We start from the raw sequence: 23281 nt of genomic DNA, 5'->3' as shown, positions 1-23281 counted from the left end.
GTCTACCACCAGGTCCCCGACACCGGCTTCACCATGCTCATCGCCTGGTACGTCGGCCCCGCCCACCTGGTGCGGCTGCTCGACCTCGCCCACCACACCGTCACCGTGACAACCATCCAGGACGACGCGGCCACTGTTCGCGTCGAGCCGCGCGGACTGGCCGACCAGGACACCATCGACGAAGCCGTCGAGGACTACCTCGCCGACACCGGCGTCCCCGCCCCACCCCGCGGATACCGCTGGTACCAGCGACTTCCCCGCGGCCACACCACCCTCGACCATCTCCACGCCGAGATCAACACCCGGCTGCGCGGACTTGACCCACACGGGACGGCCACCAGGCCACACGACATCGCGCCACTCCTGGCCAGGATCGTCGCCGACCTCCAGCAGCCGTGACCGGTTCTCGCGCATCGATCTGGCGATCCGAGCTCCGATTCACCATTCAGCCCTACCGGATAACGGGCCATTATCCGGTAGAGTGATCAACAATGAGGTGTGGCGACCAGCGCGAACCCGTGCGCGGCCACAGCGCGACTCGTGCGTGTTATCCGGTAGGTCGAACCCGGCGGGAGGCGACCATGGCGGCAACGGTGACGCAGCTCGACACCCAGCGAGCCGGAACCGGCAAGGTCGGCGGGCCAAGCGTGCGCGCCGCGGTCGACGCGTTCCTCGACACCCCGAACGTCAAGACCGCCCCGAACACCCTGCGCGCATACACCGGCGTGCTCGACCGCGCCGCCGAACAGCTCACCCCCGGCCGGGCGCTGGCCGACGTCACCGACACCGAGATCGCCGCCGCGCTCACCACGCTGTGGGGCACGGCGAAGCCAGCGACCTGGAACCGCAACCGCGCCGCCGTCACCTCCTGGCTGACCTGGTGCGCCGACAAACAACACTGGACCGCGCCGGCGGTGCCCGCGGCAACGAGACGGCGACGAGAGAACAACGACGACACCAAGGCCGTGTCCCGCTCACGCATCGACCGGCTCTGCCGACGCCGCGACGTGCCGCTGCGGGAGAATACGCTGTGGCGAATGCTCTACGAATCCGCCAGCCGCGCCTCCGCGGTGCTCGCCCTGAACATCGAGGACCTGGACCTGCCCAACAAACAGGCCCGCGTCACCGTCAAGGGCGGCGACACCATGTGGATCACCTGGGGCACCGACACCGCACACCTGCTGCCCCGGCTCATCGTCGGCCGCGAACACGGCCCGCTGTTCCTCTCCGAGCACCGACCAGGCCCGCACCGCAGGGCGACAGCCGACTCCAAGGACGTCTGCCTCGAAACCGGACGGGTCCGCCTGGGCTACGACCGGGCCCGCATCCTGCTCGGCCACTACGGCGACGGCCTGCGCCTGCACCAACTCCGCCACAGCGCCGCCACCCACCTCGGCGACGCCAACACCTCCGCCAACGTCATCATGGCCAAGACCGGGCACAAATCTCTGCGCTCAGTGCAGCGCTACGTCAAACCCGGCCTCGCCGCCGTCCACACCGCCACTGAAGCGCTGTCCAGCCCACGCCGCCGTGGCTGAACCCGCCCATCACCGCTGGTCAGGGATATCCGCCCGAAATTTCTCCGGTACTACGGCGACCCCAACACTGACCCACGCCGCGAGCCGATACCCACCGAGCGCGAACAGACCGGACGCCAATGCCGCCGTCGGCAGCTCGGTGAGCAGATTGACCGCGGTGACCCGGCCATTCACCAGCGCGAACGTCGATTCCTCACCCTGATCGGCCAACCCGTCGTAGAGCAGCGCCTCGAACGCACCCGACTCCAACGCGCCGCCAAAGCCCCACAGGACGAACCCGACCGCGAACCCGGTGAACCCCGGCAACCCGATCCACAGCACATACCCGAACGCCTGCAGCAGACTCGCGCCCACCAGGGACGACCGCCGCGAGAACCGGTCAGCCACCGCACCCAGCGGAACCTCAGCCAGGATCGACACCGACGACCAGATCAGGAACAGCAGCGAGATCTCCGCACCGGACAGACCGGTGTCGGCGAAGAGAACGGCGTACAGCGGGTAGATCGGAACCAGGTAGGTCAGCGTCGCCCACCACAGCGACACCCGCACCAACCCGCGCACGGACTCCGGGGGCCTACGTCAAAGGAAAGGCATACGCCGAGATTAACCGACCCCGACCGGCGCGGCACCAGTTTTAAGCCACTCACCAGGCGATTCCCACGCCGCCAACCGCAACCGGCTCTCGAACCGCCGCGGTGAACCCGACACCGGATCGGTGAACTCCAGGACCTTCGCCAGCAGCTGCAGGGGAGCGGTGAAGTCACCAAGCGGCTTCTCCGTCAGCACCGGGTAGAAGTCGTCACCCAGGATCGGCACACCCAACCCCGACATGTGCAGCCGCAGCTGATGCGTCCGCCCAGTCTCCGGCGCCAACCGATACCGCCCGACCCCGCCGCGCGCCTCGACCAACTCGACCCGGGTACGCGCGTTGACCTCGCCGGGCACCTCCTGCGCGGTGATCACCCCGCGCTCCTTCATGATCCGACTCTCCACCGTCACCGGCAGCTCAAGATCAGGGTCGTGCCGCGCGACCGCCTCGTACTCCTTGCGCACCAACCGATCCCGAAACATCGTCTGATACGCGCCCCGCAACTCCGGGCGGACCACGAACATCAACAACCCGGCCGTCACCCGGTCCAACCGGTGCGCCGGGCTCAGCGTCGGAATCCCCAACTCCTGCCGCAACCGCACCAGCGCGGTCTGCACGATGTGCCGGCCACGAGGGATCGTCGCCAGGAAATGCGGCTTGTCCACGACCAGGATGTCGTCGTCCTGGTAGACGATCCCGATGTCGAACGGCACCGGCACCTCGACCGGGAGATCCCGGTGGAACCACACGAACGACCCAGGTTCGTAGGGAGCGTCGAGAGCCACCGGCCCATCGAGCCCGACGATCCGCTCCTCCCGCAACATCATGTCGATGCGCTCCGGGTCGACCCGTGGCAACCGCGCCACGAGGTGATCCCGAATCGTCGCCCACGAACCCTCCTCCGGCAGCCGAAGGCGCGCAGCGTCAAGCCCATGCCGCTGGGGGAGAGGGGAGCGAAGTTTGCGTCTCATCGCAGGTCAGCCTACCTACAGGCCGATCTGGTACAGGATGAAGCCACGGTTGACCGCCACCTGGTCATACAACCGGCGCGCCGTGGTGTACGCGCGTGGACGAGGAAGTGCGTGATCCCCACCAGCTTCCCGTCGACCTTCGCGCCGAACGGGTGCATCCGCGTGCCGTCCTGGAACGCCGACCACGCACCCAAGGGCGGAGGGCCCGATCGCCACGATCGGTGACCTGGCCCTCCGTCACGCGGATCAGGTGATGCTCAGCCGGAACCACCTCGACCAACCAGTCCTGATGTCCCACCAAGCGCTGTACATCAGCCCGTCCGAGCCGACCGCGAACACGTCGATGTGGTTGCTGAACCGCTCGATCGCCGCCACATGCCCACCGGCCTGCCCGATCCCACCCGAGATGTTGAACCAGTTCGCCCAGCCGGTCGCGGCATCCCACCACGTGCTGTAGATCCGGTTGTCCGTCCCGACCGTGAACAGATCCAGATGGTTCGCACCCCGCGGGATCGCCGTCACCGACGACCCGGCCGACGCCACCCCACCGGACACGTGGAACCAGTTCGACCAACCCGAAGCCGCATCCCACCACGCCGACATGATCCGCCCGTCCGACGCGGTCGTGAACAAGTCCAGGTGGTTGGGGTTGCGCGCCACGACGTTGACCGTCGAGTTCGGGCGCGCGGTCAGGGTGCCCAGGCGGAACCAGCCCGCCCAGCCCGACGCCGCGTCCCACCACGTGCTGTAGATCCGGTTGTCCGTCCCGACCGTGAACAGATCCAGGTGGTTCGGGTTCCGCGCGATCGCCGTCACCGTCGCACCGTTCGCCGCGACCCCGCCGGAGACGTGGAACCAGTTCGACCAGCCCGACGACACGTCCCACCACGCCGACATCGTGCGGCCGTCGGAAGCCGTGGTGAACAAGTCCAGGTGATCACGGTTGCGGGCCACGACGTTGACCGTCGACCCGGCTCTCGCTGTCAGCGTGCCGATGCGGAACCAGCCGGACCAGCCCGTGGTCACATCCCACCACGCGCTCCACACCCGGTTGTCCGTCCCGACCGTGAACAAGTCCAGATGGTTCGGGTACCGCGCGATCGACGTGACCGGTGAGCCCGACCCACCCGGGGACGCGATGCCGCCGGACACGTGGAACCAGCCCGCCCACCCCGACGACTGATCCCACCAGTTGCTCATCGTGCGCCCGTTGCTCGCCACCGCGAACACATCGAGGTGACTCTGATAGCGCGCCAGGACACTGAGCGGTGTCCGACCCCGCGACTGCAGCGTGCTCAGCGGCTCCAGCCGGTTCCAGATCACCTGGCGGCACACCCGGCAGAACGGCGCGCCCAGCGCCCGCATCTTGCAGTTGTGCTCCGGTCGGAACGCGCCGCAGTGGTAGTAGTGCGCGCCCTCGAACGCGCCGATTGTGCCCGCCGGGACCGTGCTCGCCCGGTTGTCCACAGTGGTGCAGTCCGGGTTGCTCATCGTCGGGATCGCCGTGCTCGACGCGACCGCCCACCGCCACTTCAGCGTGGTGCGGTTGCTGTTGACCGTCACATTCGGCTCCGACGGCTCACCCGCCGGATGGTGGTCGTGCCCGGTCTCGTTGCCGCCCGCGTAGTACGCGTACTCGTCGGCCAAGCCGAACGCGGTGTGCCCGGCCTCGTGGATCGCGATCTCCGTGGCGCCGTTGGCCAGCGAGTACGTCCCGATCGACCCACCCGCGCCGCCGTAGATCGTCGAGTTCACGACCACCAGCACCAGGCTGTGCTCCGGTACCTGCGCCGTGGCCACCTGCAACGCCGTCGACTGGTTGCACAGCAGCAGCCTGCGGATGCCGTTGCCGCCGAACGTCGCGTCGAAGTACGTCCGCGCTGTCGCACCGGTGCCACCGGCCGCGACCGGGTCGTCCGCACCGGAATCCGTGGACGCCACGTTCACCCGGAACACGTTGATCGCCGGGCTCAGCTCGTCGAACGGCGGCGTCGCCTTCAACGCGTTCACGAAGTCCTGCGCCGCGGTGTTGAACGCGGCCTGCTGCCCGGCGGTGAATCCATCCGCCAGCAGCACGATGTTGAACGCCCGATTGCGCGGCGCGGAGCCCGCGATCTGCGTCGTGCCCTGGACGGTGCCGTCCGAGGTGGTCATCGCGCACCCCCAGTGAGCGGGAAGGTGCCCAGCTCCACGACATCGCTCGCCCCTGCCTCGGCTGGCGCCACGTCACCGGCCGGCGGGATCCGCACCACCGTCACGTGGTCGGCCCGCTCGGTCGTCGGCACCACGACGGTGAACGCACCCTGCGCCCGCGGCACGTCAGTGCGCGTGATCGGCTCGTTCGGGTCCTCCGGGAACACCTCGACACTGGTGTCCATCCCGGCCCGGATCGGGACCCGGCTCAGCATCTCCTCGTTCGCGTCCCGCACCTCGACGTGATTGCCCACCACGTGCTCGCGGGGCAGGTCGAAGCCGCTGACGGCGACGTCGACCGGCTGCTGCAGCAGCAGCCGCACTTCGTCACCCTCGTATTCGAAAAGCAGTCGGACCGCCGTCGGCTCACCCGACGGGTTCGGCTCGGTCATCGCAGTGCCCTCCATCCCAGCCTGGCGCGTCACACGCCCTGACATGCGGAAAGAGGCCCACGAAGGCCCGGGGGATACCGGATTGGCCTTACTGGGGTCTTACGGCCCTAAAGGGCAGGGTCCGGATCGGACAGATCCGCCAACACCCGGTACGTCCGGTTGCTCGCCGCGGCCGCGCGCCGATGCGACCCGGTCGCCTCGATGTAGTTCTGGCTCGTGTTCAGACTCGCGTGCCCCAACAAGGTCATGATCTCCACCGCGTTCGCCCCGTCCTCGGCCAACCGGGTCGCGAACGTGTGCCGCAGCGCATGCAGATTCGCGCCTGCGGGCACCCGGTCATGCATCCCCGCCGACCGGAAACAGGACTTCACCAGGTAATCCAGCGCACCCCGACCGATCGCCGCGCCGTCCGACCCAAGCAACAGCGGGGACTCGGCGGTGAACCTGGCGGAGAACCGCTCGTCACACGACGCCACATAGGACTCGATCACCCGCTCCAGCGGCGCCTCGATCGGGATCGACCGCTCCCGGTTGCCCTTGCCGTGCACGAACAACCGACGCTCACCCGGACGGCCCACCATCGCCGACCGAGTCAACGCCCGCATCTCCGAGGCCCGCAACCCGGCTACGAGACCGAGGGCGAGCACCAGCAGATCCCGCTCCGGCCACGGCGCCCTCGCCTGCCGAGCCCCGGCCGCGATCGCCGAGAGCAGCTGCTCCGGGGTGGACTCTCCCCGCAGCGGCTTGGGGGACAGGGGAGCGGCCCGCGGCCGTCCGATCGCCCCCATCGGATTGCCCGGACACAACCCGTCGGCCACACAGAACTGGAAGAACTGATTCCACGTCGACCACGCCCGCGCCACCGAACTCTTGGCATGGCTGTCGGCGAACACCCCGAACGCCGCACGCAACGGCTGCGCCGCCACCATGACCAGGTCGATCTCCGCGACCTCGACGCCCAACACAGCCGCCACCTGGGCGGAGACACCCGCGAAGTCCCGCCGATACGCCGCCGTCGTGTGCGGAGAGTCCTTACGCGTCCGCCGCGCGACGAAGAACGCCTCCTGGGCGTCGATCAACTTCACTGTTAGTGCATACAAGGTCACACCGACAAAAACCCAATCCGGCGCGACCGGGGCACGGAAGTGGCAGGCTGGCATCGAAGAGCAGTTGCCCAAAAGGAGTGCTTGTGACCGACGTGAACATCCGCCGCGCGACCATCGACGACGTCCCCGCCATCGTGGGCCTGCTCGCCGACGACGAGATCGGCGCGAAGCGGGAGTCACCGGACGACTTGACGCCGTACAAGGACGCCTTCGCGGTCATCGACGCCGATCACCATGAGTTCCTGGCCGTAGCGGAACGTGACGGAGAGGTTGTCGGCACGTTCCAGCTGTCGCTGCTGCCGGGCCTGTCGCGCAGGGGCGCGTTCCGAGCCCAGGTGGAAGGCGTGCGGGTCGCCGCCTCGGCGCGGGGACTCGGCCTGGGGGAGACGATGATGCGCTGGGCCATCGAGGAGGCCCGCAAGCGTGGCTGCGTGATGCTGCAGCTCACCTCGGACAAGGCCCGCGTGGACGCCCACCGGTTCTACGACCGCCTGGGTTTCACCGCGACCCACGAGGGCTACAAACTGCCCCTCTGAGCCTCATCCAGAAGTTGATCTTTCATGCATAATAGGCATTATGCATCAAACATGCGTTCGAGAGGGCTCTGTCTGATCCGGGGTCGGGGCTTGGCTCAGCCGCCTCCGCAGGAACGCTTCACATGCGCGCGTCCCGCGACGCTCACGCGCTCGCTTCGGCTGGCCGCTCGATGACGGAACCTCGAAACGCGCCCTGACGGGCCTCCTGGAGGGCTTTCTCAAGGTCTCGGCGCACCACCCGGGAAACGTCACAGTGACGTTTCGCCCCTGGGTCAGCGGCTGCCGAGCTTGATATCTCGTAAGTTCGATAATCGACATTATGTAAAGTAGCCGGGGGTCAGCCCCTCTTCACTCAGGCGATGAGCCAGCTCGACGTCCCGTGCGGAAGGGGTTCCTTCACCTTCGGCGTCGTGGCCGTGATGGTGACGTCCTCGTCAAGGTGCGTCATATGCAGGCAGGCAAGCACCGGTCCACACGCCAGCACCCGCAGGGAACGCCCGTGTCTGGCGCACGCCCGATGCGCTCGGACCAGCGTGGCGGTGCTCGCCCAGCTCAGGAATGTGACCGACGTGAGGTCGATGACCACCCGCTTGGTGTCGCTGTCGTCGGTGCAGGCGGCCATGATCTGGTCGTACCAAGGGCCTTCGGTGGCCAGGTCGATGCGCCCGGACGCGGCGATGGACACGGTGCGGCCTGTGCGTTCGACGGTGATCTTGACGGCCCGGTGGGCCAGCTCGGCCGGTGTTCGTGCGAACTTCAACGCCACTGCGGTGTCCCCTGTCGTCCGGCGGAGTCTGCCCTACTCCCCCTTGATCAGTGTGGGCCCGGAAAGGTTGCCACCGATTTCCTATTTGTTTCGACCTGTTGTGTCCAGGGCGGGCGAAGTCACGATTGAGGACGCCACGATCCGGCGGATGCCCGACACCCCCGGCCTGGATGGGGCGACGCGCGTCTCGAAGGTCATCGGGTCGATCGACTACCCGCTCATCACGCGTGCGGCGGTACCGCGGCCCGATGTCGCGCTCATCGGTGACGCGGCGCTCACATCGGACCCGGCGCAGGGTGTCGGGTGCGGGTGGGCGTTCCAGAGCGCGGAGTGGCTGGTCGACGCGGTCGCGCCCGCTCTGGTCGACGGCGCTCCCCTGGCGTCGGGTCTGCGTCGGTACGCGCGGGCGCGGTCGGCGTTGCGTGGCCATCAGTGGACCATCGCGGAGACGGCGAAGGGTGGACCGCTGACCGTGGTGGACCGGTTGATGCTCGGTTCGGCGGTGCTCGATTCGGGGTTGGCCGCGCACGCGGCGGCCTTCGTGAACCGAACGATTCCGCTGGTTCCTGGCGCCGTTGGCGATGGCGCGTGCCGCCTGGGTGGCTGCGCGCGCATGGCCCCGACCTGCGCTTTTACCCGGCTAGCCCACCCTCTACTTGAGACTTGCTCAGCCTAACCCTCTAGTTGACGTTGAGAGTGGAATTCGGCTGCGTTAGGCCGTCGCGGTTCCTACGGTGGGCGCTATGCGCTCAGTGATCGATCTCCCCAAGGTCCACCTCCACGTTCACCTGGAGAGCACCATCCGCTCGGCGACGCTGGTGGAGATCGGCGCGGGTCACGGGATCGAGGTGCCGCCGGAGGTGTCGGACGGCCCGTTCTCGTTCGACGGGTTCCGGGCGTTCGCCGATCAGAACTCGCGGGTGCGGGAGTGTCTGCGCGCCCCTGAGGACTTCCGTCGGATCGCGGTCGAGTTCTGTGCGGACGAGGCCGCGCAGGGCGCCCGGTACGCGGAGGCGATGTTCACCGCGGCGTCGCACGGTGAGCGGTTGGGTGATCTTGAGATGCCGTTGGCCGCGGTGTTGGACGGTCTGGCCGAGGGGCGGCGGCGGTTCGGTGTCGAGGTGGGGCTGATCTTGGACCACTCGCGGCGGCGGTCGGTGGAGCGCGCGTGGCGGTCGGTGGAGTTGGCGTCGCGGTTCCCGGGTGTGGTGGGCGTCGGGTTGGCCGGTGATGAGGCGTATCCGGCGGCGCCGTTCGCGGAGGTCTTCGCGCGGGCGCGGGAGCTGGGGTTGCGGGTGGTGCATCACGCGGGTGAGCGCGCCGGTCCGGAGAGTGTGCGGGAGGCCGTGCGGGTGGGGTTGGCGGAGCGGCTCGGGCATGGGATCTCGGTGTTGGCCGACCGGGAGGTGCTGGCGGAGGTGCGAGACCTGGGGTTGGCGCTGGAGGTGTGTCCGTCGTCGAACGTGGCGTTGGGGGGGTCGCTGTCGGGGCACCCGCTCCCCCAGCTTGTCGACGCCGGGTTGGCGGTCACGCTGAACACCGACATCCCGAACGTCACCGGGACGTCGCTGACGGCTGAGTTCGAGCTGGCCCGGTCGGTGTTCGGATTCGGCGACGAGGTGTTGGCGGGGTTCGCCCGGACGTCGGTGGAGGCGTCGTTCGCGCCCGATGGGGTGAAGCGTGAGCTGCTGGCCGGGGTCGCGAACTGGCTGGGGTGACAGGGTGCGTGTCGGTCCCGGTTTTGTCGGTGCCCAGTGCTACGAACGTGGTGGGAGATATAAGGAATTCGCCGGGAGGTGTGCGATGACCGAGGACGAGCGGCGGGCGTTGGACCATGCCGCCGAGGGGTCCGTGTTGTTCCACAGTGGACTTTGGGGTGCGCCGATGGGTTTCCTGTGGGCGGATGCCGACGGCGCCCCGGCGGGGCGGGTGCCGCAGTGGGAGTCCGACGCGCTGACGTTGTTGGAGCAGCGTGGTCTGGTGGCGATTCGCCCGGGGGTGGGCACGCGCGACGCGCGGGTGGAGGCGACGCGGGCGGGGACCCGGTTGCTGATGTCCTGACGGGGACTCTGGGGATGTCGGCCGCGCGCAGCGGGGTCGGCGCGATCGATCAGGCGGGGACAGGCAGCGCCCGGGTGCGTTCGGCCCAGCGGACCGCCGGTCCCATGGCGATGCCCGCGCCGAGGAACAGCGCCCCGAGGGTGAGCCAGCCCGCGGTGCCCCAGGTGAGGATCATCGTGGTGAGCAGCAGCGGGCCGAGCATGCGGGCGATGGCGAATCCGGAGCCGAAGAACCCCTGGTACTGGCCGTGTTTGTCGGCGGGTGCGAGGTCGAAGCTGACGGCGTAGGTCCCGGCGCTGTGCAGCATCTCCCCCAGCACCTGCAGGGTCGCCGCGCCGAGCAGGACGGTGGCCGCGACCCAGGGTGAGGCGCCCGCGGCGGTGAGGGCGAACGCGGTGCACGCGGCGAGCAGGATTGCGCCGCCGTGGCGGATGGAGCGGGTCGCGGTGCGCAGGTCGGTGACGCGGCGGGCGAGACGCACCTGGAACAGGACGACGCCCATCGTGTTGAGGACGAGCAACGTCGAGACCATGGCCGTGGGTGCGGAGGTGCGCTGCACGATCCACAGCGGGATCGCGAGGTTGATCAGCGGGATGTGCAGCTGCAGGACCATGTTGAGCAGGGCGACGACGGCGTAGGGGCGGTCGCGGAACACAGCCAGGCGCGGTTCCCCCGCGGCGGTGGCGGCGCCGGGGACGGCGGGTGCGGCGCGCAGGACGAGCGCGCAGGCGAGGAAGCCGACCGCATCGATGGCGAAGACGGCGAGGTAGGCCGGTGCGGTGTCGAGTTGCAGGGCGAGTCCGCCGAGCGCGGCGCCGACGGCGAGCCCGGCGTTGAGGGTGGACTGCAGGTGCGCGCGGACCTCGGTGCGCCGGGTGGGGTCGATGGTGCCCGCGAGGAGGGCTTGGCGGGCGGCGCTGAGGCCGCACTGGCACACGGCGTAGACGATCGCGGCGGCGATGAACAGCGGGTATGACCGCACGAGCAGGAACGCGCTGATCGCGAAGGCGGTGGCGACGGCGAGCGCGGTGGCGACGCGGCGGGGTCCGTGTCGGTCGGCGAGTTGGCCGAGCCAGATGCCCGCGAGCATGCCGACGCCCCAGCCGAGGGTGAGGCCGAGTCCGATCTGGGCGGGTGAGAGGCCCACGACGCGGGTGAAGAACAGGGCTGAGGTGACATAGAAGGCGCCGTCGCCGACGGAGTTTGTGAACTGGGCGATGGCGAGGGTCCTGGCGGGTCCCTCGGGCGGGATGATCCTGCTGGTCATGGGCCTAATCTAGGGTGTGGATTGGCCAGGGATAAGCTCCAATTCCGGTCCTTCTGATTGGGCCAATGTGGAGGTGCCGGTGGACATCCATGTGAGCTTGTCGGGTCGCGGTGACCTGGCGGCGCAGATCTATCGGCAGCTGCTCGACGCGGTGCTCGACGGGCGGTTGCGTCCGGGTGAGCGGCTGCCGCCGAGCCGGGAGTTGGCGGTGCGTCTGTCGGTCTCGCGCAACACCGTCGCCGTCGCTTACGACCGGTTGACGGCGGAGGGGTTCCTGGTGGGGCGGGTCGGTGCGGGCACGTTCGTGTGTGTCCGGCCCGCGACGCGGTCGCGGTCGGCGCGGGCGTCGGCGGAGGTGCTCCCCCGTGTCCGGTGGCGGTCCGTCCCGGCGGAGTCGCCGTCGTGGGAGCCGCGGTTCGACTTCCGGGTGGGGGTGCCGGATGTGGAGCTGTTCCCGTGGGCGACGTGGCGCAGGCTGGTGTCGTCGAGTCTGCGGCGCTCGGCGGTGCGGTCGGCGGATTACGCGGACCCGGCGGGTGAGCGGGTGCTGCGGGAGGCCGTGGCCCGCCATGTCGGGTTGGCTCGGTCGGTGCACGCGGGTCCGGACGATGTGGTGATCACCCAGGGCGCGCAGCAGGCGCTGGACCTGGTCGCGCGGGTGTTGGTGGAGCCGGGTGACGTGGTCGCGGTGGAGGAGCCCGGGTATCTGCCCGCGCGGCGGCTGTTCGCGGCACATGGCGCGCGCGTGGTCGGGGTGCCGGTCGATGACCAGGGTGTGGTCGTGGCGGCGCTGCCGTCGTCGGCGCGGGTTGTGTACACGACTCCGTCTCACCAGTTCCCGCTCGGGATCCCGATGTCGGTGGGCCGGCGCGCGGAGCTGTTGGCGTGGGCGGGTCGTCGGGGTGCGGTGGTGGTGGAGGACGACTACGACAGCGAGTTCCGGTTCTCCGACCGGCCGCTGGAGCCGCTGCAGAGCCTGGACGGGCATGGGCGGGTGGTCTACGTGGGGACGTTCTCCAAGACGCTGCTGCCGGCGCTGCGGTTGGGGTTCCTCGTCGCTCCCCCGGCGGTTCGCCGGGCGGTGCGGGCGGCGCGGCAGTTGTGCGACTGGCACGGGGAGGTCACCGGGCAACTTGCGTTGGCGAAGTTCATCGATGAGGGGCTGCTGGCCCGGCATGTGCGGCGGGCGGGGCGGGAGTACGGGCGCAGGCACGCGCGGATCGTGTCCGTGGTGGAGCGGGATTTCGCCGGGGTGGCGGCGCTGGTGCCGTCGGCGGCGGGGCTGCACGTGTTCGCGGAGACACCGGTTCAGGTGGACGCGGCGGTGGCGGCGGCGCGCGGGGTCGGTGTGAACGCCCTCGAGGGGTTGTGTGAGCACACCGGTGGGCGGTCGGGGTTCGCGTTGGGGTTCGGGACCATCCGGTTTGAGGACATCGACGAGGGGTTGGCCCGGTTGCGGGAGTGTCTGGCGGACACTGGTTGTCCGCAATAGCTGAGAGACTGGGCCCGTGTTGGAAACCTCGGCCCGCTTGTTGCGGCTGCTCTCACTGCTCCAGACCCGGCGGGACTGGTCGGGTGCGGACTTGGCCGACCGGCTCGGGGTCACCGACCGGACCGTGCGCCGCGACGTGGACAAACTCCGCTCCCTGGGCTACCCGGTGCACGCGGTGACGGGGACCGCGGGCGGCTATCGGCTCGGCGCCGGGGCGGACCTGCCGCCGCTGCTGCTCGACGACGAGGAGGCCGTGGCGGTGGCGATGTGCCTGCGGACGGCGTCCGGGGGCACGATCGCGGGCATCGAGGAGACCTCGGTGCGGGCGCTGGCGAAACTCGAGCAGGTGTTGCCCTCGCGGCTGCGCAACCGGGTGCACTCGCTGCAGTCGATCACCGTGCCGATCCACCGCGGCGGCCCGACGGTCGACCCGGGCACGCTGACCGCGATCGCCAACGCGTGCCGCGATAACGAGCGCCTGCGGTTCGACTACCGCAACCATGACGGTGAGGAGACGCTGCGTAGCGTGGAACCGCACCGGCTGGTGCACACCGGGCGCCGCTGGTACCTGGTCGCGTTCGACGTCGACCGCGACGACTGGCGCACCTTCCGGGTCGACCGGCTCACCCCGCGCATCCCCACCGGCCCGAAGTTCGTCCCGCGCGACCCGCCGGACAAAGACCTGGTCGCCTACACCAGCTACGGGCTGTCCAACGCGGCGTACCAGTACCAGGCGGTCGTCACCCTGCACCTGTCCGCGGAAGCCGCCGCGGAGCACGTCTCACCGTCGGCCGGGGTGCTCGAACCGATCGACGAGAACACCTGCACCCTGCGCGTCGGGGCGAACCACCTCGAGGGGATCGCCGTGTGGATCTCGATGATCGGCTGCGACTTCAAGGTCCATGAACCCCCGGAGTTGATCGAGCGCCTGCGCGGCTTGGCCGATCGAATCGGCCGGGCCGCGGACACCTCGAACTAACTTCACCTAAGTGTTGCCTACCCTCACACGGATGGCGGTACCCGCGTGAGACTGTTGCACCGATGGCGACGACTCCCCCGGCGCTGCCCGACACCGCCTGCTCGGTGCTGTCCCGCACGCTGAACGAACCCCTCGAGGGCACGGCCGCGACCGCGGCGACCTGGCTGTGTCTGGAACAACCGGGCCCGTGGGGCCGCGACGCCCTGCGGGAGAGCCACCTCGACCCGGCCGTCGGCGCCGAACTGGCCGAGCAGGCCAAGGGCACCGGGGTGCGGATCGTTCTCATCCGTCGTCCCGGCAAACACCCCGATCGGCACACCCCGAGGCCCGCGCGTGTCTACCTCGCGCACACCGCGCCCGGGCGCACCCAGCTGCGAGCCGGCACGGTCGTCGAGGCGAAACACCTGCTCGACCACGACTTCGCCGCCTGGGGTGCGGGCGACCTTCGCGGCTTCGGGACGCCGCAGCCGGGTCCGCTGCTGCTGGTGTGCACCAACGGGCGCCGCGACGTGTGCTGCGCGCTGCTGGGTCGCCCGATCGCGGAGGATCTCGCTGTCGAGCACGGGGACGCGGTGTGGGAGGCGACCCACCTCGGTGGGCACCGGTTCGCGCCGACCGCGGTCCTGCTGCCCACCGGGTACGCCTACGGCGCGCTGGACTCCCGGTTCGGCCACGGGCTGCTGACTGGTGTCGGTGTCACCACCGAGCGCTGCCGGGGGCGGTCGACCTGGGGTGCGGTCGGCCAGGTCGCCGAACTCGCCGTCCGCGACCACCTGGGCGGCTGCGGCGCCGACGACCTGGCTGTGGGTGCGCCCGAAAGTAGGGCCGCCGGCGACTGGTTGGTCCCGGTGACGCACCGCGATGGCCGGGTGTGGCGGGTGGCGGTCAGCGAGCGCGTGGATGAGGTTGTCCGGCCCGCGAGCTGCGGCGCGACACCTGGACCGGTGGTCACTCATTTGGCCCATAGGATCATGTGATAGCTGTTTGGTATAGGCCGAAGGGCCTTCCCGCCGGGCATGATTGCGAAGAGATTTCGTGGACATGGCGGGGAAAGGGACGGCACGTGACGCAGCAATGGACCGGGTTCGAGGTCCGTCGGGGCCGCGTTCAGCACGTCGGCCTGACCCGCATCCTCCGTCGCGCCGCGTTCGACCGCCGCGAGTATGACGAGCAGTCCGACCGGTTCGACCCGGCCGACTTCGTCCGCTGGACCCGCGGCCTGCCCCGGCCCCGCCATTCCCTGCAAACCAGGTGACTGTCGGTCCCCTGCGCCATCATGGGCGGGTGGACGTCGACCGCACCCAGGTCCTGGCCTATCGCATCGCCGCGCATGGCCTGCACCGCGAGACCGCGCACCCTGTTGATCTGCCGGTCCTCGACCTCGGCATCCAGGACGCCGGTGCGTCCTCCCCGCGCGTGGCCATGGCGTCCCGGCTGCCCGCCGGGGCCGACCTTGCCGACTCGTCGCTGACCACGGTGTGGACTTTCCGCGGCGCCCCGCACGTGGTTCGCCGCGCTGACGTGGCGGGCATGGCCGCCCAGTTGTGGCCGCGCGGCGACGCGGACGCCATCGCCCGGCTCGGCGGCGCGGGCACGGAGTTCACCAACGCGGGCATCGCGGGGCTGACCGCGTTCACCGCGGGCGCGGAGGCGATGCGCGCGGTCGTCGACCGGGAGAAGACCCGCGGCGATGTCAGCACCGAGGTCACCGCCCGGCTGCCCGCCGGGTACTCCTACGACTGCCGCACCTGCCAAGCCACCCACGTCTACGGCAGCCTGTTCCAACTCGTCGGGCTGGCCGCCGGGGTTGAGGTGCACGGCCAGTCCCGACCCACGACGCTGAGCCCGCTGCCGAGGCGGCACCCGGTGCCGAGGAAGAGCGTGGGTGCCGGGCCGCTGGTCACCGCGTACCTGCGGCTGCACGGCCCCGCGGGCAAGGCCGACGCCGCCGCGTTCCTGGGGACCAACCGGACCGAGGCCGCCGCGATGTGGCCCGACGGGCTGCGCGAGGTCACCGTGGACGGCCGCGCCGCCTACCTCCCCGAGGACGCGATCACCGCGCTGCGCGACGCACCGGACCCGCGGCTGGTGCGGCTGCTGCCCCCGTTCGACCCGCTGCTGCAGTCCCGCGACCGCGACCTGCTCGTCCCGGACGCCGGGCGCCGCAAAGAACTGTGGCGGCCCATCGGCAACCCGGGCGCCGTGCTGGCCGACGGCGAGATCGTCGGCGCGTGGCGCACCAAGGCAACCGCCCGCAAGATCACCATCACCGTGACTCCGTTCCAGCGGCTCACGAAGACGATCACCGCGGCGATCGAAGCCGAAGCCGAGCAGGTGGCGCGCGCCCGTGGGGTCGGCGACGCTGTCGTTGGCTTCGCGTAAAACCGGTGGCGGACCGGGCTAGGTTCGAGGGATGGAACACCAGCCGACCATGGGGCCCGAGGACGTTGCCCGGATCGGGCGCTGGCACGAGTCCGCGTACCGCTCCGCGCAGGTCGACACCGACCAGACCTTCGACTACCTGGGCCGGATTTTCGTCGTCCCGCCGCACGTGCACCCGATCACCCCGGTGTCGCACCTGCTGGGCCAAGCGGTCCTCGATGAGGTCACCGAGACAGACCGGGTCCTCGACATGGGCACCGGCTGCGGCGTCAACGGCGTCCTCGCCGCGTCCCGCTCCGGCGATGTCACCGCCGTGGACACCAACCCGCACGCCTTGGCCGCCGCGCCGAACGCAACGGGGTCGGCGACCGCGTCCACGTCCACCGCAGCGACGTGTTCAGCGACGTCACCGGCGTGTTCGACCTGATCGTGTTCGACCCGCCGTTCCGCTGGTTCACCCCACGCGACCACCTCGAGAACGCCAGCACCGACCCCGGCTACCGGGCGCTCAACACCTTCTTCGCCGCGGCGGGCGACCATCTCGCCGATCACGGGCGCATGCTGATCTTCTTCGGGACCTCCGGCGACGTCGACCACCTGCGCGCCCAAGCCGACGCCGCCGGATTCACGGCGAAGACCATCGCCACCCATGGAATCGACAAGGACGGCTGGCACGTCGACTACTTCATTTTCCGAATGACCCGATAGTTGTCGGTGTGTCCCGACACAATCAGGACACACCCACCACCCGACGGAGACACCGATGCCCGACCAGGGCGAAGCGCCCACCACCGCCGCCGAACCACCAGACCTCGAGACCACCCCGGAGCCCAAGCAGTCGCCGCGGGTGTTGCGGCCGTTCCGCACCCCCGCCTACCGGCGGCTCGCGCTGGCGCTGGTGCTCAACACCTTCGCGCACGGCGTGTGGATCGTGGCGCTGGTGTGGGAGGTCATCCGCATCGGCGGCGGCCCGGCGCAGCTGTCGATCGTCTCCACCGCCTCGGCCATCGGCGTCCTGCTGCCCGCCCTGCTCGCGGGTGTTGTCGCCGACCGGGTGCCGCAGAAGACGATCCTGCTGTGCGTGGCCGCGGTCGAGCTCGGCGGCATGGCCCTGGTCGCGTTCCTGTCGCTGACGGGCACCACGCAGATCTGGCATCTCGCGGTGGTCTCGTTCATCACCGGCATGGGCATGGCGTTCTACTACCCGGCGTACTCGGCGTGGCTGCCCGCACTGGTTCCCGAGTCCGATCTGATGGCGGTCAACGGGTTCGAGGGCATGGTGCGCCCCACGATCGGCCAAGCCGCGGGCCCGGCCGTGGCGGGCATGGCCGTGGGAGCCTTCTCCCCCGGCATCGCCGTCGCCATCGCCGCGGCCACCGCCGCCTTCGGGTTCGTCGCGTTGACCGCCGTCCCGAAAACCGTCGTCCGCCGCGAGATCGACCCCGACGCCGCGCCCGTGCACCCGGTCAGGAGCGCCCTGACCGACATGCGCGAGGGCTTCGTCTACATGGTCCGCACACCGTGGCTGCTCGCGACGCTGCTGTTCGCCAGCGTGATGGTGTTCGTGATCATGGGCCCGCTCGACGTGCTCGTCCCGTTCCTGATCAAGGACCGCCTCCGCGGCGGCCCCGACGACCACGCCTGGGTCCTGGCCGCCTTCGGCATCGGCGGCGCGGTCGGCTCCCTGGCCATGGCGTCGATGCCGATGCCCAAGCGGTACCTCACCACCATGAACCTGACCTGGGGTGTCGGCTGCCTGCCGATGGTCGTGATGGGCATGGCCACCCAGGTGTGGGTGGTCGTCGTCGCCGCGTTCGTCCTGGGCGCGATGTTCTCCGCGCCCATGGTCATCTGGGGAACCCTGCTTCAGCGACGCGTGCCGCCCGCACTGCTCGGGCGGGTCGCGTCACTGGACTTCTTCGTGTCGATCTCGCTGATGCCGGTGTCGATGGCCGTGGCCGGGCCGGTGTCGGAGGCGATCGGGTTGACGAACACGTTCCTCATCGCCGGACTGGTGCCCGCGGTCGTGGCGGCAGTGGCGATCGTGTGGGCGAAGCTCCCCCAGGACGAACTCGCCCATCCGCTCCGAGACTGATCTCGCACTGACCCGACAGGCACCGGCACCCTGAAACGCACTCCGGCCCCCGCTCCACAAGCAAGCGGGGGCCGGAATCACGCCGAACTACTGGCCAGGGTGCTGCTGCGGGCCGGGCTGCTGCGTCGGCGGCCGCATTGCCTGGGTGCGTTCGCTGTCGGGGTCCGCGATCGGGAACTGCATCCCCGGCATCGGCGACTGCGGCGACTGCGGCGTCGCTGGGCCGATACCCGCGGGCTCGCCGTACACCTGCTTGGGCGTGGGCTGCGTCGGCGGCACCGGCGAACCGGCGGACACGTCAGCGTCGACCACCGCCTCCGCCTGCCGGACCGCCTCGGCGACGCGGGCGTCGGTGGTGGTGTCGAACCACTCGGCGATCGTCGGGTCGTCCTCCTCGGCGCGGGAGGCCTCCGGGTCGGGCGCCGGGGGCTCGTAGCGGAAGACGCCGTCCTCGCCGGGGGCGCCGAGCATGCGGGCGAAGCCCTCGAGGGACTTGTTGAAGTCGCTGGGGATCAGCCACACCTTGTTCGCGTCGCCCTGCGCCATCAGCGGCAGCGTCTGCAGGTACTGGTAGGCCAGCACCTCCGGGGTGGGGCGGCTCGCCTTGATCGCGGCGAACACCTTCTCGATCGCCTTCGCCTGGCCCTGCGCCTGCAGGTACCGGGCGGCGCGCTCACCCTGGGCGGCGAGGATACGGGACTGGCGGTCGGCCTCGGCGGCCATGATCGTGGCCTGCTTGGCGCCCTCCGCGTAGAGGATCTGGCTCTGGCGCTGGCCCTGCGCGGTCATGATCGCCGCTTCGCGCTGGCCCTCGGCGTTGAGGATGATGGCGCGCTTCTCACGGTCGGCGCGCATCTGCTTCTCCATCGAGTCCTGGATGGAGGGCGGCGGGTCGATCGCCTTCAGTTCGACGCGGGCCACGCGGATGCCCCAGCGGCCGGTCTCCTCGTCGAGGACCCCGCGCAGCTGCCCGTTGATCTGGTCACGGGAGGTCAGCGTCTGCTCCAGGCTCATGCCACCGACGACGTTACGCAGCGTCGTGGTGGTGAGCTGCTCGACGGCGATGATGTAGTTGGAGATCTCGTACACCGCGGCCCGCGAGTCGGTGACCTGGAAGTACACGACCGTGTCGATCGAGACGGTCAGGTTGTCCTGGGTGATCACCGGCTGCGGCGGGAACGACACGACCTGCTCACGCAGGTCGATGCGGGCCCGCACCCGGTCCAGGAACGGCACCAGGAAGTTCAGGCCCGGCTCGGCGACGGTGCGGAAACGCCCCAGCCGCTCGATGACCGCCGACTGCGCCTGCGGGATGACCAGGATCGACTTGACCACGACCGTGAGCACGAACAGCACCACGAACACGGCGACGATGATGGTGGTTGGATCCACCAGTACCTCCAATTTTCGGCGCGACGATGCGCGCGATTACAGACGCTCGGCCCAGACCACCGCGGTGGCGCCGGAGATCTCCACGACCGTCACGGCCGTGCCCGGTTCCAAGACCTGCGACTCGTCGAACGCGCGCGCGGACCACTCCTGGCCCTTGAGCTTGATCCGACCGCCGTTGCTGTCCACTGTGGACACCACGGTGGCGGTGCCGCCGATGTGCGCGGCCACGTTGTCCGGGATGTGCGCGCCGTGCATCCGGGCCTTGAGCCAGGGTCGGGCCACGGTGATCAACCCGATCGCCGTGACAGCGAAGACGGCGGCGGTGACGAAGGTGTTGCCGACGAGTAGCTCGGCACCCGCGCCCGCCAGCGCCGCTGAACCGATCATGAGCAGGAAGAAGTCACCTGACAGGATCTCGGCCGCGATCAGGACGATTCCAGCGATGAGCCAAATCAGCGCCATAGGCACATCGTGACAGATATCCGCGACTCGCATCGGCTGATCGGACCAACTCGAACCGTGTCGTGACCAGTCAGTTCTCGCCTGGGTCGGTGACGAAGTCGATCAGCCGTTCCACGGCCCCCACCAGCGGTGGTTCCAGGTCGCGGAAACCGGTGACCGCGGCCCGAACCCGGCGCCATCCATCGGCGGGCTCACCCCACCCCAGGGCGTCGCACACCCCGACCTTCCACTCGATCCCGCGCGGCACCGTGGGCCACGCGGGAATCCCGACAACCGAGGGCTTCACCGCCGCCCACACGTCCACGTACGGGTGCCCGGTCACGAGCACGTTGTCATCGCGAAGCCCGTCGACGACCCGCGACTCCTTGCTCCCCGACACCAGATGGTCGACCAGCACACCCAGGCGCCGACCCGGGCCGGTGCCGAACTCCGCGACCCGCTCCGCGAGATGGTCGATGCCGTCGAGCGGCTCGACCACCACACCCTCGACCCGCAGGTCGTGCCCCCACACCAGTTCCACCAACTCGGCGTCGTGGATGCCCTCCACCCAGATCCGGCTCTCCCGCGCGGTCCGCGCCCGCAACCCCTGGACCTTCACCGACCCCGACGCCGACACCTTCGGCGTGCTCGGCGCCGTCGCGGCCGGTGGGCGGATCAGGGTCACGGGTGCGCCGTCGAGGAGGAACCCCGCCGGGTTCAACGGGAACAGCCTGCGCCCGCCGCGGCGGTCCTCGAGCACGACGTTGCCGTACTCGAATCCGACGACGGCGCCGCAGAACCCGCTGGCCGGGTCTTCGACGACGACACCGGGTTCGGCGAGCACCTCGGGGGTCTGCTTGCGGGCCCGCCCGCCGGAGAGGATGTCGCGGCCGTAGTCATGTGAGCGCACGGCCGACAACGTAGCGAGAGCCCCCGGTGGCGCGGCGAAGGCACGCCCTAGATGGTGAAGAACGTTCGCGAGAACGTCCCGGCGACCGAGGTCGTGACGCTCGGGCCCGCGGACACGGTGACACCGGTGTAAGTCACCGACACCATGACGGCGCGTTGCCCGGGTGGGCAGGCGACGGTCGCGGCGGGCGGTGCGCCGGTGAGGGTCGCCGAGAGCCGGCCGTTCTTGCCGGAGGTGAACTGCCCGCTCGCGGTGACCGTGGTGACGGTCTGGGTCGTCTTCGGGTCGGCCGGGGAGTCGCCGCCGTTGTTGCGGCACGCGTGTGTCGAGGTGGGGTCGGCGGTGGCCGCCACGGTGATCGTCACGCTCGCGCCGAGGCCCGCGAGCTTCGCGGTCGCGGTCAGCTTGCCCGGGCTGTCGGGCCAGGCGGCGCCCGCCGCACCCCCGCTCACCAGAACCTAAGGGGACCGTGACGAGAGCCGACCACGGTGCCCACCAGACCGCAATCATGAGACACCAGGTGACCAAAACCCAAAATTTCGGGGAGGCGGAACGGTCGCTGTGCGAAGAATTCGGCGCACTACCCGTCGGAGTCGAGGGTCCCCGAGCGACGATGGGGTTGTGAGCACGCAACCGGGCGTGCGGCCCGACCCGGCGTTGGGCCTGCTGGCCCGCTACGACGAGGTCCTGCCGCAGGTCTATGGCTACCTGCTGGCGCGGTGCCGGGTCGCCGCGCTGGCCGAGGACCTGACGGCGGAGACGTTCCTCGCCGCCGTCGCCGCGCTGCGCAAACCCGGTGCGCCCGAGTTGACCGTGGGCTGGCTCATCGGGGTGGCCCGGCACAAGCTCGCCGACCACTGGCGGCGCGAGGAGCGCGAGCGGCGCGGGTTGGTCGCACTCGACGGCGAGACCGTGCACGTGGAGGACCCGTGGGAGGTCCACCTGGATGTCATGGCCGCCCACGACGTCCTCGCCGAACTCGGCCCGCACCACCGGGCCGCGCTCACCCTGCGCTACCTCGACGGGCTGCCCGTCCCCGAGGTAGCCGACTGCCTGGGCCGCACCGTGCACGCCACCGAGGCGCTGCTCGTGCGCGCGCGGGGAGCGTTCCGCAAGACCTACGAGGGAAAGGAGGGCTGACATGACCGATCCGATGGACGCCCTCCACACACCGGTCCAGCCGGTGGACCCCGACCCGATCTTCGCCGACGACCTGCGTGAGCGGCTGCGCCGCGCGGTCCTCGGCCCGACAGGAGCGAGTGACATGACCGCACAGAAGACCAAGACCGTCATCCCCGAGAGCGAACTGGGGTGGGGGCCGACGCTGAGTCCCTACATCGCGGTGAGCGACGCGCGAGTCGCGATCGACTGGTACATCGAGGTGTTCGACGGCCACCAGCGCGGCCAGGTCTACGAGATGGAGGGCGGCGCGATCGGGCACGCGGAGATCGGCATCGGCGACGCCGTGCTGATGCTCGCCGAGGGCGGTGTCGGGGAGGTGCCGGTCGCCGCACCACAGTCGCCCACGACGTTCAGCTCGACCCTGCACGTGCAGGTCCCCGATGTCGACGCGACGGTGGCGCTGGCCGAGCAGCGGGGCGCGGTGATCGAGCGCAGGCCCGAGGACCAGCCCTATGGTCGGATGGCGGCGTTCGTCGACCCGTTCGGCCACCGGTGGCTGCTCAACACCCCGCCCCCGACCGCCACGCGGCACCGGGTCGGTGAGGTGTCGTACACGACGATGGTGGTGGCCGACGACGAGAAGGCGAAGGCGTTCTACGGGGCGGTGCTCGGGTGGGAGTTCGAACCCGGATCACTCCCCCACGCGTGGGGAGTGACCGGGTTGGCGGACTTCGGCATCTGGGGCGATCGGTCCCAGCGGCCGGAGGTGCAGCTGTGCTACCGGGTCAGCGACCTGGCGGCGGCGCTGGAGCGGGTCCGGGCCAACAACGGCACGGCCGAGGAGATTCAGCACAAGCCGTACGGGTTGCTGGTCGAGTGCGCGGACGACCAGGGAACCCGGTTCCAGCTCTGGGAAGCACCTTAGGGCACGTAGTGAATCAAGTCAGTGCGGGTCGGGCGTGTCGGATCGTGGGTGAAGGGTGTAGTTCCAGTCGGCGTGCCAGGCGTTGCGGCTGATCGGGAGGTCTTTCATCTGCCGGTTGCTGATC

27 protein-coding genes are annotated in these 23281 nt (G+C 70.0%); 16 read left to right on the top strand and 11 right to left on the bottom strand.

The genetic code is table 11. From position 1 onward, the window contains the following. Together ACRDSQ_RS01165 and ACRDSQ_RS01160 are read left to right on the top strand one after the other, a co-directional pair. Window positions 1-399, top strand: a 399-nt coding sequence (locus ACRDSQ_RS01165; RefSeq protein WP_431417987.1) for a DUF5956 family protein, incomplete at its 5' end; no start/stop codon positions are given. A 182-nt stretch (window positions 400-581) separates the two neighbouring features. Further along, window positions 582-1538: a tyrosine-type recombinase/integrase gene (locus ACRDSQ_RS01160; RefSeq protein WP_431417986.1), complete on the top strand. Its 957-nt coding sequence runs from the start codon at window positions 582-584 to the stop codon at window positions 1536-1538. A gap of 9 nt (window positions 1539-1547) precedes the next feature. Here ACRDSQ_RS01160 and ACRDSQ_RS01155 read toward each other — a convergent pair whose 3' ends face one another. The 5 genes from ACRDSQ_RS01155 to ACRDSQ_RS01135 all read right to left on the bottom strand — a co-directional run bounded on the left by ACRDSQ_RS01155 (window position 1548) and on the right by ACRDSQ_RS01135 (window position 6768). Continuing rightward, window positions 1548-2099 (bottom strand): MFS transporter, encoded by a 552-nt coding sequence (locus tag ACRDSQ_RS01155; protein WP_431417985.1) that lies wholly within the window; start codon window positions 2097-2099, stop codon window positions 1548-1550. Between the two features lie 42 nt (window positions 2100-2141). After that, on the bottom strand, window positions 2142-3098 hold the full coding sequence (locus ACRDSQ_RS01150; RefSeq protein WP_431417983.1) for an RluA family pseudouridine synthase: 957 nt from the start codon (window positions 3096-3098) through the stop codon (window positions 2142-2144). A 246-nt stretch (window positions 3099-3344) separates the two neighbouring features. After that, window positions 3345-5252, bottom strand: coding sequence for a M64 family metallopeptidase (locus tag ACRDSQ_RS01145; RefSeq protein ID WP_431417982.1), 1908 nt, complete (start codon window positions 5250-5252; stop codon window positions 3345-3347). After that, complete coding sequence (locus tag ACRDSQ_RS01140) at window positions 5249-5683, bottom strand: hypothetical protein (RefSeq protein WP_431417980.1); 435 nt, start codon at window positions 5681-5683, stop codon at window positions 5249-5251. The genes ACRDSQ_RS01145 and ACRDSQ_RS01140 overlap by 4 nt, the downstream gene beginning before the upstream one ends. A gap of 107 nt (window positions 5684-5790) precedes the next feature. Beyond that, window positions 5791-6768 carry a tyrosine-type recombinase/integrase gene (locus ACRDSQ_RS01135; protein WP_431417978.1) on the bottom strand — a complete coding sequence of 326 codons (978 nt, stop codon included), beginning with the start codon at window positions 6766-6768 and terminating at the stop codon, window positions 5791-5793. 113 nt (window positions 6769-6881) lie between these two features. Here ACRDSQ_RS01135 and ACRDSQ_RS01130 point away from each other — a divergent pair, with 113 nt between their 5' ends. After that, window positions 6882-7325 carry an N-acetyltransferase family protein gene (locus ACRDSQ_RS01130; RefSeq protein WP_431417988.1) on the top strand — a complete coding sequence of 148 codons (444 nt, stop codon included), beginning with the start codon at window positions 6882-6884 and terminating at the stop codon, window positions 7323-7325. A 352-nt stretch (window positions 7326-7677) separates the two neighbouring features. Here ACRDSQ_RS01130 and ACRDSQ_RS01125 read toward each other — a convergent pair whose 3' ends face one another. After that, on the bottom strand, window positions 7678-8091 hold the full coding sequence (locus tag ACRDSQ_RS01125; protein ID WP_431417976.1) for an STAS domain-containing protein: 414 nt from the start codon (window positions 8089-8091) through the stop codon (window positions 7678-7680). 148 nt (window positions 8092-8239) lie between these two features. On the opposite strand from ACRDSQ_RS01125, the gene ACRDSQ_RS01120 reads away from it, so the two are divergent. The 3 genes from ACRDSQ_RS01120 (at window position 8240) to ACRDSQ_RS01110 (ending at window position 10152) form a co-directional block, all read left to right on the top strand. After that, window positions 8240-8767 carry a hypothetical protein gene (locus tag ACRDSQ_RS01120; RefSeq protein ID WP_431417974.1) on the top strand — a complete coding sequence of 176 codons (528 nt, stop codon included), beginning with the start codon at window positions 8240-8242 and terminating at the stop codon, window positions 8765-8767. Between the two features lie 67 nt (window positions 8768-8834). Further along, window positions 8835-9809 (top strand): adenosine deaminase, encoded by a 975-nt coding sequence (gene add, locus ACRDSQ_RS01115; RefSeq protein ID WP_431417972.1) that lies wholly within the window; start codon window positions 8835-8837, stop codon window positions 9807-9809. Between the two features lie 85 nt (window positions 9810-9894). Continuing rightward, on the top strand, window positions 9895-10152 hold the full coding sequence (locus ACRDSQ_RS01110; protein ID WP_431417970.1) for a hypothetical protein: 258 nt from the start codon (window positions 9895-9897) through the stop codon (window positions 10150-10152). A 49-nt stretch (window positions 10153-10201) separates the two neighbouring features. Here the strand turns inward: ACRDSQ_RS01110 and ACRDSQ_RS01105 are convergent, their stop codons facing one another. Continuing rightward, window positions 10202-11419 carry an MFS transporter gene (locus tag ACRDSQ_RS01105; RefSeq protein ID WP_431417968.1) on the bottom strand — a complete coding sequence of 406 codons (1218 nt, stop codon included), beginning with the start codon at window positions 11417-11419 and terminating at the stop codon, window positions 10202-10204. Window positions 11420-11498: 79 nt separating this feature from the next. Between ACRDSQ_RS01105 and ACRDSQ_RS01100 the strand changes: the two genes are divergently transcribed. From ACRDSQ_RS01100 to ACRDSQ_RS01065, 8 genes are all read left to right on the top strand, one after another. Beyond that, on the top strand, window positions 11499-12911 hold the full coding sequence (locus tag ACRDSQ_RS01100) for a PLP-dependent aminotransferase family protein (protein WP_431417967.1): 1413 nt from the start codon (window positions 11499-11501) through the stop codon (window positions 12909-12911). A gap of 16 nt (window positions 12912-12927) precedes the next feature. Further along, on the top strand, window positions 12928-13890 hold the full coding sequence (locus ACRDSQ_RS01095; protein ID WP_431417965.1) for a helix-turn-helix transcriptional regulator: 963 nt from the start codon (window positions 12928-12930) through the stop codon (window positions 13888-13890). Between the two features lie 62 nt (window positions 13891-13952). Further along, a complete protein-coding gene (locus ACRDSQ_RS01090) occupies window positions 13953-14867 on the top strand; it encodes a sucrase ferredoxin (RefSeq protein ID WP_431417964.1) in 915 nt (304 codons plus the stop codon). 86 nt (window positions 14868-14953) lie between these two features. Further along, complete coding sequence (locus tag ACRDSQ_RS01085) at window positions 14954-15145, top strand: hypothetical protein (RefSeq protein WP_431417962.1); 192 nt, start codon at window positions 14954-14956, stop codon at window positions 15143-15145. A 29-nt stretch (window positions 15146-15174) separates the two neighbouring features. Then, complete coding sequence (locus ACRDSQ_RS01080) at window positions 15175-16272, top strand: winged helix DNA-binding domain-containing protein (protein ID WP_431417961.1); 1098 nt, start codon at window positions 15175-15177, stop codon at window positions 16270-16272. Window positions 16273-16303: 31 nt separating this feature from the next. Further along, window positions 16304-16699 carry a hypothetical protein gene (locus ACRDSQ_RS01075; protein ID WP_431417960.1) on the top strand — a complete coding sequence of 132 codons (396 nt, stop codon included), beginning with the start codon at window positions 16304-16306 and terminating at the stop codon, window positions 16697-16699. Beyond that, a complete protein-coding gene (locus ACRDSQ_RS01070) occupies window positions 16666-16980 on the top strand; it encodes a hypothetical protein (protein ID WP_431417959.1) in 315 nt (104 codons plus the stop codon). Before ACRDSQ_RS01075 ends, ACRDSQ_RS01070 begins: the two co-directional genes overlap by 34 nt. Before the next feature lie 55 nt (window positions 16981-17035). Further along, complete coding sequence (locus tag ACRDSQ_RS01065; RefSeq protein ID WP_431417957.1) at window positions 17036-18367, top strand: MFS transporter; 1332 nt, start codon at window positions 17036-17038, stop codon at window positions 18365-18367. An 87-nt stretch (window positions 18368-18454) separates the two neighbouring features. On the opposite strand, the gene ACRDSQ_RS01060 is transcribed toward ACRDSQ_RS01065, so the two are convergent. The 4 genes from ACRDSQ_RS01060 to ACRDSQ_RS01045 form a co-directional block, all read right to left on the bottom strand. After that, on the bottom strand, window positions 18455-19759 hold the full coding sequence (locus ACRDSQ_RS01060; protein WP_431417956.1) for an SPFH domain-containing protein: 1305 nt from the start codon (window positions 19757-19759) through the stop codon (window positions 18455-18457). 36 nt (window positions 19760-19795) lie between these two features. Beyond that, on the bottom strand, window positions 19796-20221 hold the full coding sequence (locus ACRDSQ_RS01055) for an NfeD family protein (protein WP_431417955.1): 426 nt from the start codon (window positions 20219-20221) through the stop codon (window positions 19796-19798). Window positions 20222-20291: 70 nt separating this feature from the next. After that, the gene (locus ACRDSQ_RS01050; RefSeq protein ID WP_431417953.1) at window positions 20292-21110 is read right to left on the bottom strand and encodes a DUF3097 domain-containing protein; all 819 of its coding nucleotides are present in this window, start codon (window positions 21108-21110) and stop codon (window positions 20292-20294) included. 47 nt (window positions 21111-21157) lie between these two features. Next, window positions 21158-21562 carry a hypothetical protein gene (locus tag ACRDSQ_RS01045; protein WP_431417952.1) on the bottom strand — a complete coding sequence of 135 codons (405 nt, stop codon included), beginning with the start codon at window positions 21560-21562 and terminating at the stop codon, window positions 21158-21160. 169 nt (window positions 21563-21731) lie between these two features. On the opposite strand from ACRDSQ_RS01045, the gene ACRDSQ_RS01040 reads away from it, so the two are divergent. Both ACRDSQ_RS01040 and ACRDSQ_RS01035 read left to right on the top strand, forming a co-directional pair. Beyond that, window positions 21732-22250, top strand: a complete 519-nt coding sequence (locus ACRDSQ_RS01040; protein WP_431417951.1) for an RNA polymerase sigma factor — start codon at window positions 21732-21734, stop codon at window positions 22248-22250. 1 nt (window position 22251) lies between these two features. Further along, window positions 22252-23157: a VOC family protein gene (locus tag ACRDSQ_RS01035; protein WP_431417949.1), complete on the top strand. Its 906-nt coding sequence runs from the start codon at window positions 22252-22254 to the stop codon at window positions 23155-23157. Window positions 23158-23281 lie beyond the last annotated feature (124 nt).

The sequence above is a fragment of the Actinokineospora sp. genome (assembly GCF_050699995.1).
Lineage (GTDB): Bacteria > Actinomycetota > Actinomycetes > Mycobacteriales > Pseudonocardiaceae > Actinokineospora.
This window is presented reverse-complemented; position numbering and strand designations above follow the sequence as displayed.

Bases quoted from the DNA above. Each gene is read 5' to 3' on its own strand.
- ACRDSQ_RS01150 (WP_431417983.1), bottom strand. From the start codon at position 3,098: ATGAGACGCAAACTTCGCTCCCCTCTCCCCCAGCGGCATGGGCTTGAC.
- ACRDSQ_RS01110 (WP_431417970.1), top strand. From the start codon at position 9,895: ATGACCGAGGACGAGCGGCGGGCGTTGGACCATGCCGCCGAGGGGTCC.
- ACRDSQ_RS01055 (WP_431417955.1), bottom strand. From the start codon at position 20,221: ATGGCGCTGATTTGGCTCATCGCTGGAATCGTCCTGATCGCGGCCGAG.
- ACRDSQ_RS01140 (WP_431417980.1), bottom strand. From the start codon at position 5,683: ATGACCGAGCCGAACCCGTCGGGTGAGCCGACGGCGGTCCGACTGCTT.
- ACRDSQ_RS01035 (WP_431417949.1), top strand. From the start codon at position 22,252: ATGACCGATCCGATGGACGCCCTCCACACACCGGTCCAGCCGGTGGAC.
- ACRDSQ_RS01145 (WP_431417982.1), bottom strand. From the start codon at position 5,252: ATGACCACCTCGGACGGCACCGTCCAGGGCACGACGCAGATCGCGGGC.
- ACRDSQ_RS01090 (WP_431417964.1), top strand. From the start codon at position 13,953: ATGGCGACGACTCCCCCGGCGCTGCCCGACACCGCCTGCTCGGTGCTG.
- ACRDSQ_RS01065 (WP_431417957.1), top strand. From the start codon at position 17,036: ATGCCCGACCAGGGCGAAGCGCCCACCACCGCCGCCGAACCACCAGAC.
- ACRDSQ_RS01105 (WP_431417968.1), bottom strand. From the start codon at position 11,419: ATGACCAGCAGGATCATCCCGCCCGAGGGACCCGCCAGGACCCTCGCC.
- ACRDSQ_RS01075 (WP_431417960.1), top strand. From the start codon at position 16,304: ATGGAACACCAGCCGACCATGGGGCCCGAGGACGTTGCCCGGATCGGG.
- ACRDSQ_RS01160 (WP_431417986.1), top strand. From the start codon at position 582: ATGGCGGCAACGGTGACGCAGCTCGACACCCAGCGAGCCGGAACCGGC.
- ACRDSQ_RS01120 (WP_431417974.1), top strand. From the start codon at position 8,240: ATGCCCGACACCCCCGGCCTGGATGGGGCGACGCGCGTCTCGAAGGTC.
- add (WP_431417972.1), top strand. From the start codon at position 8,835: ATGCGCTCAGTGATCGATCTCCCCAAGGTCCACCTCCACGTTCACCTG.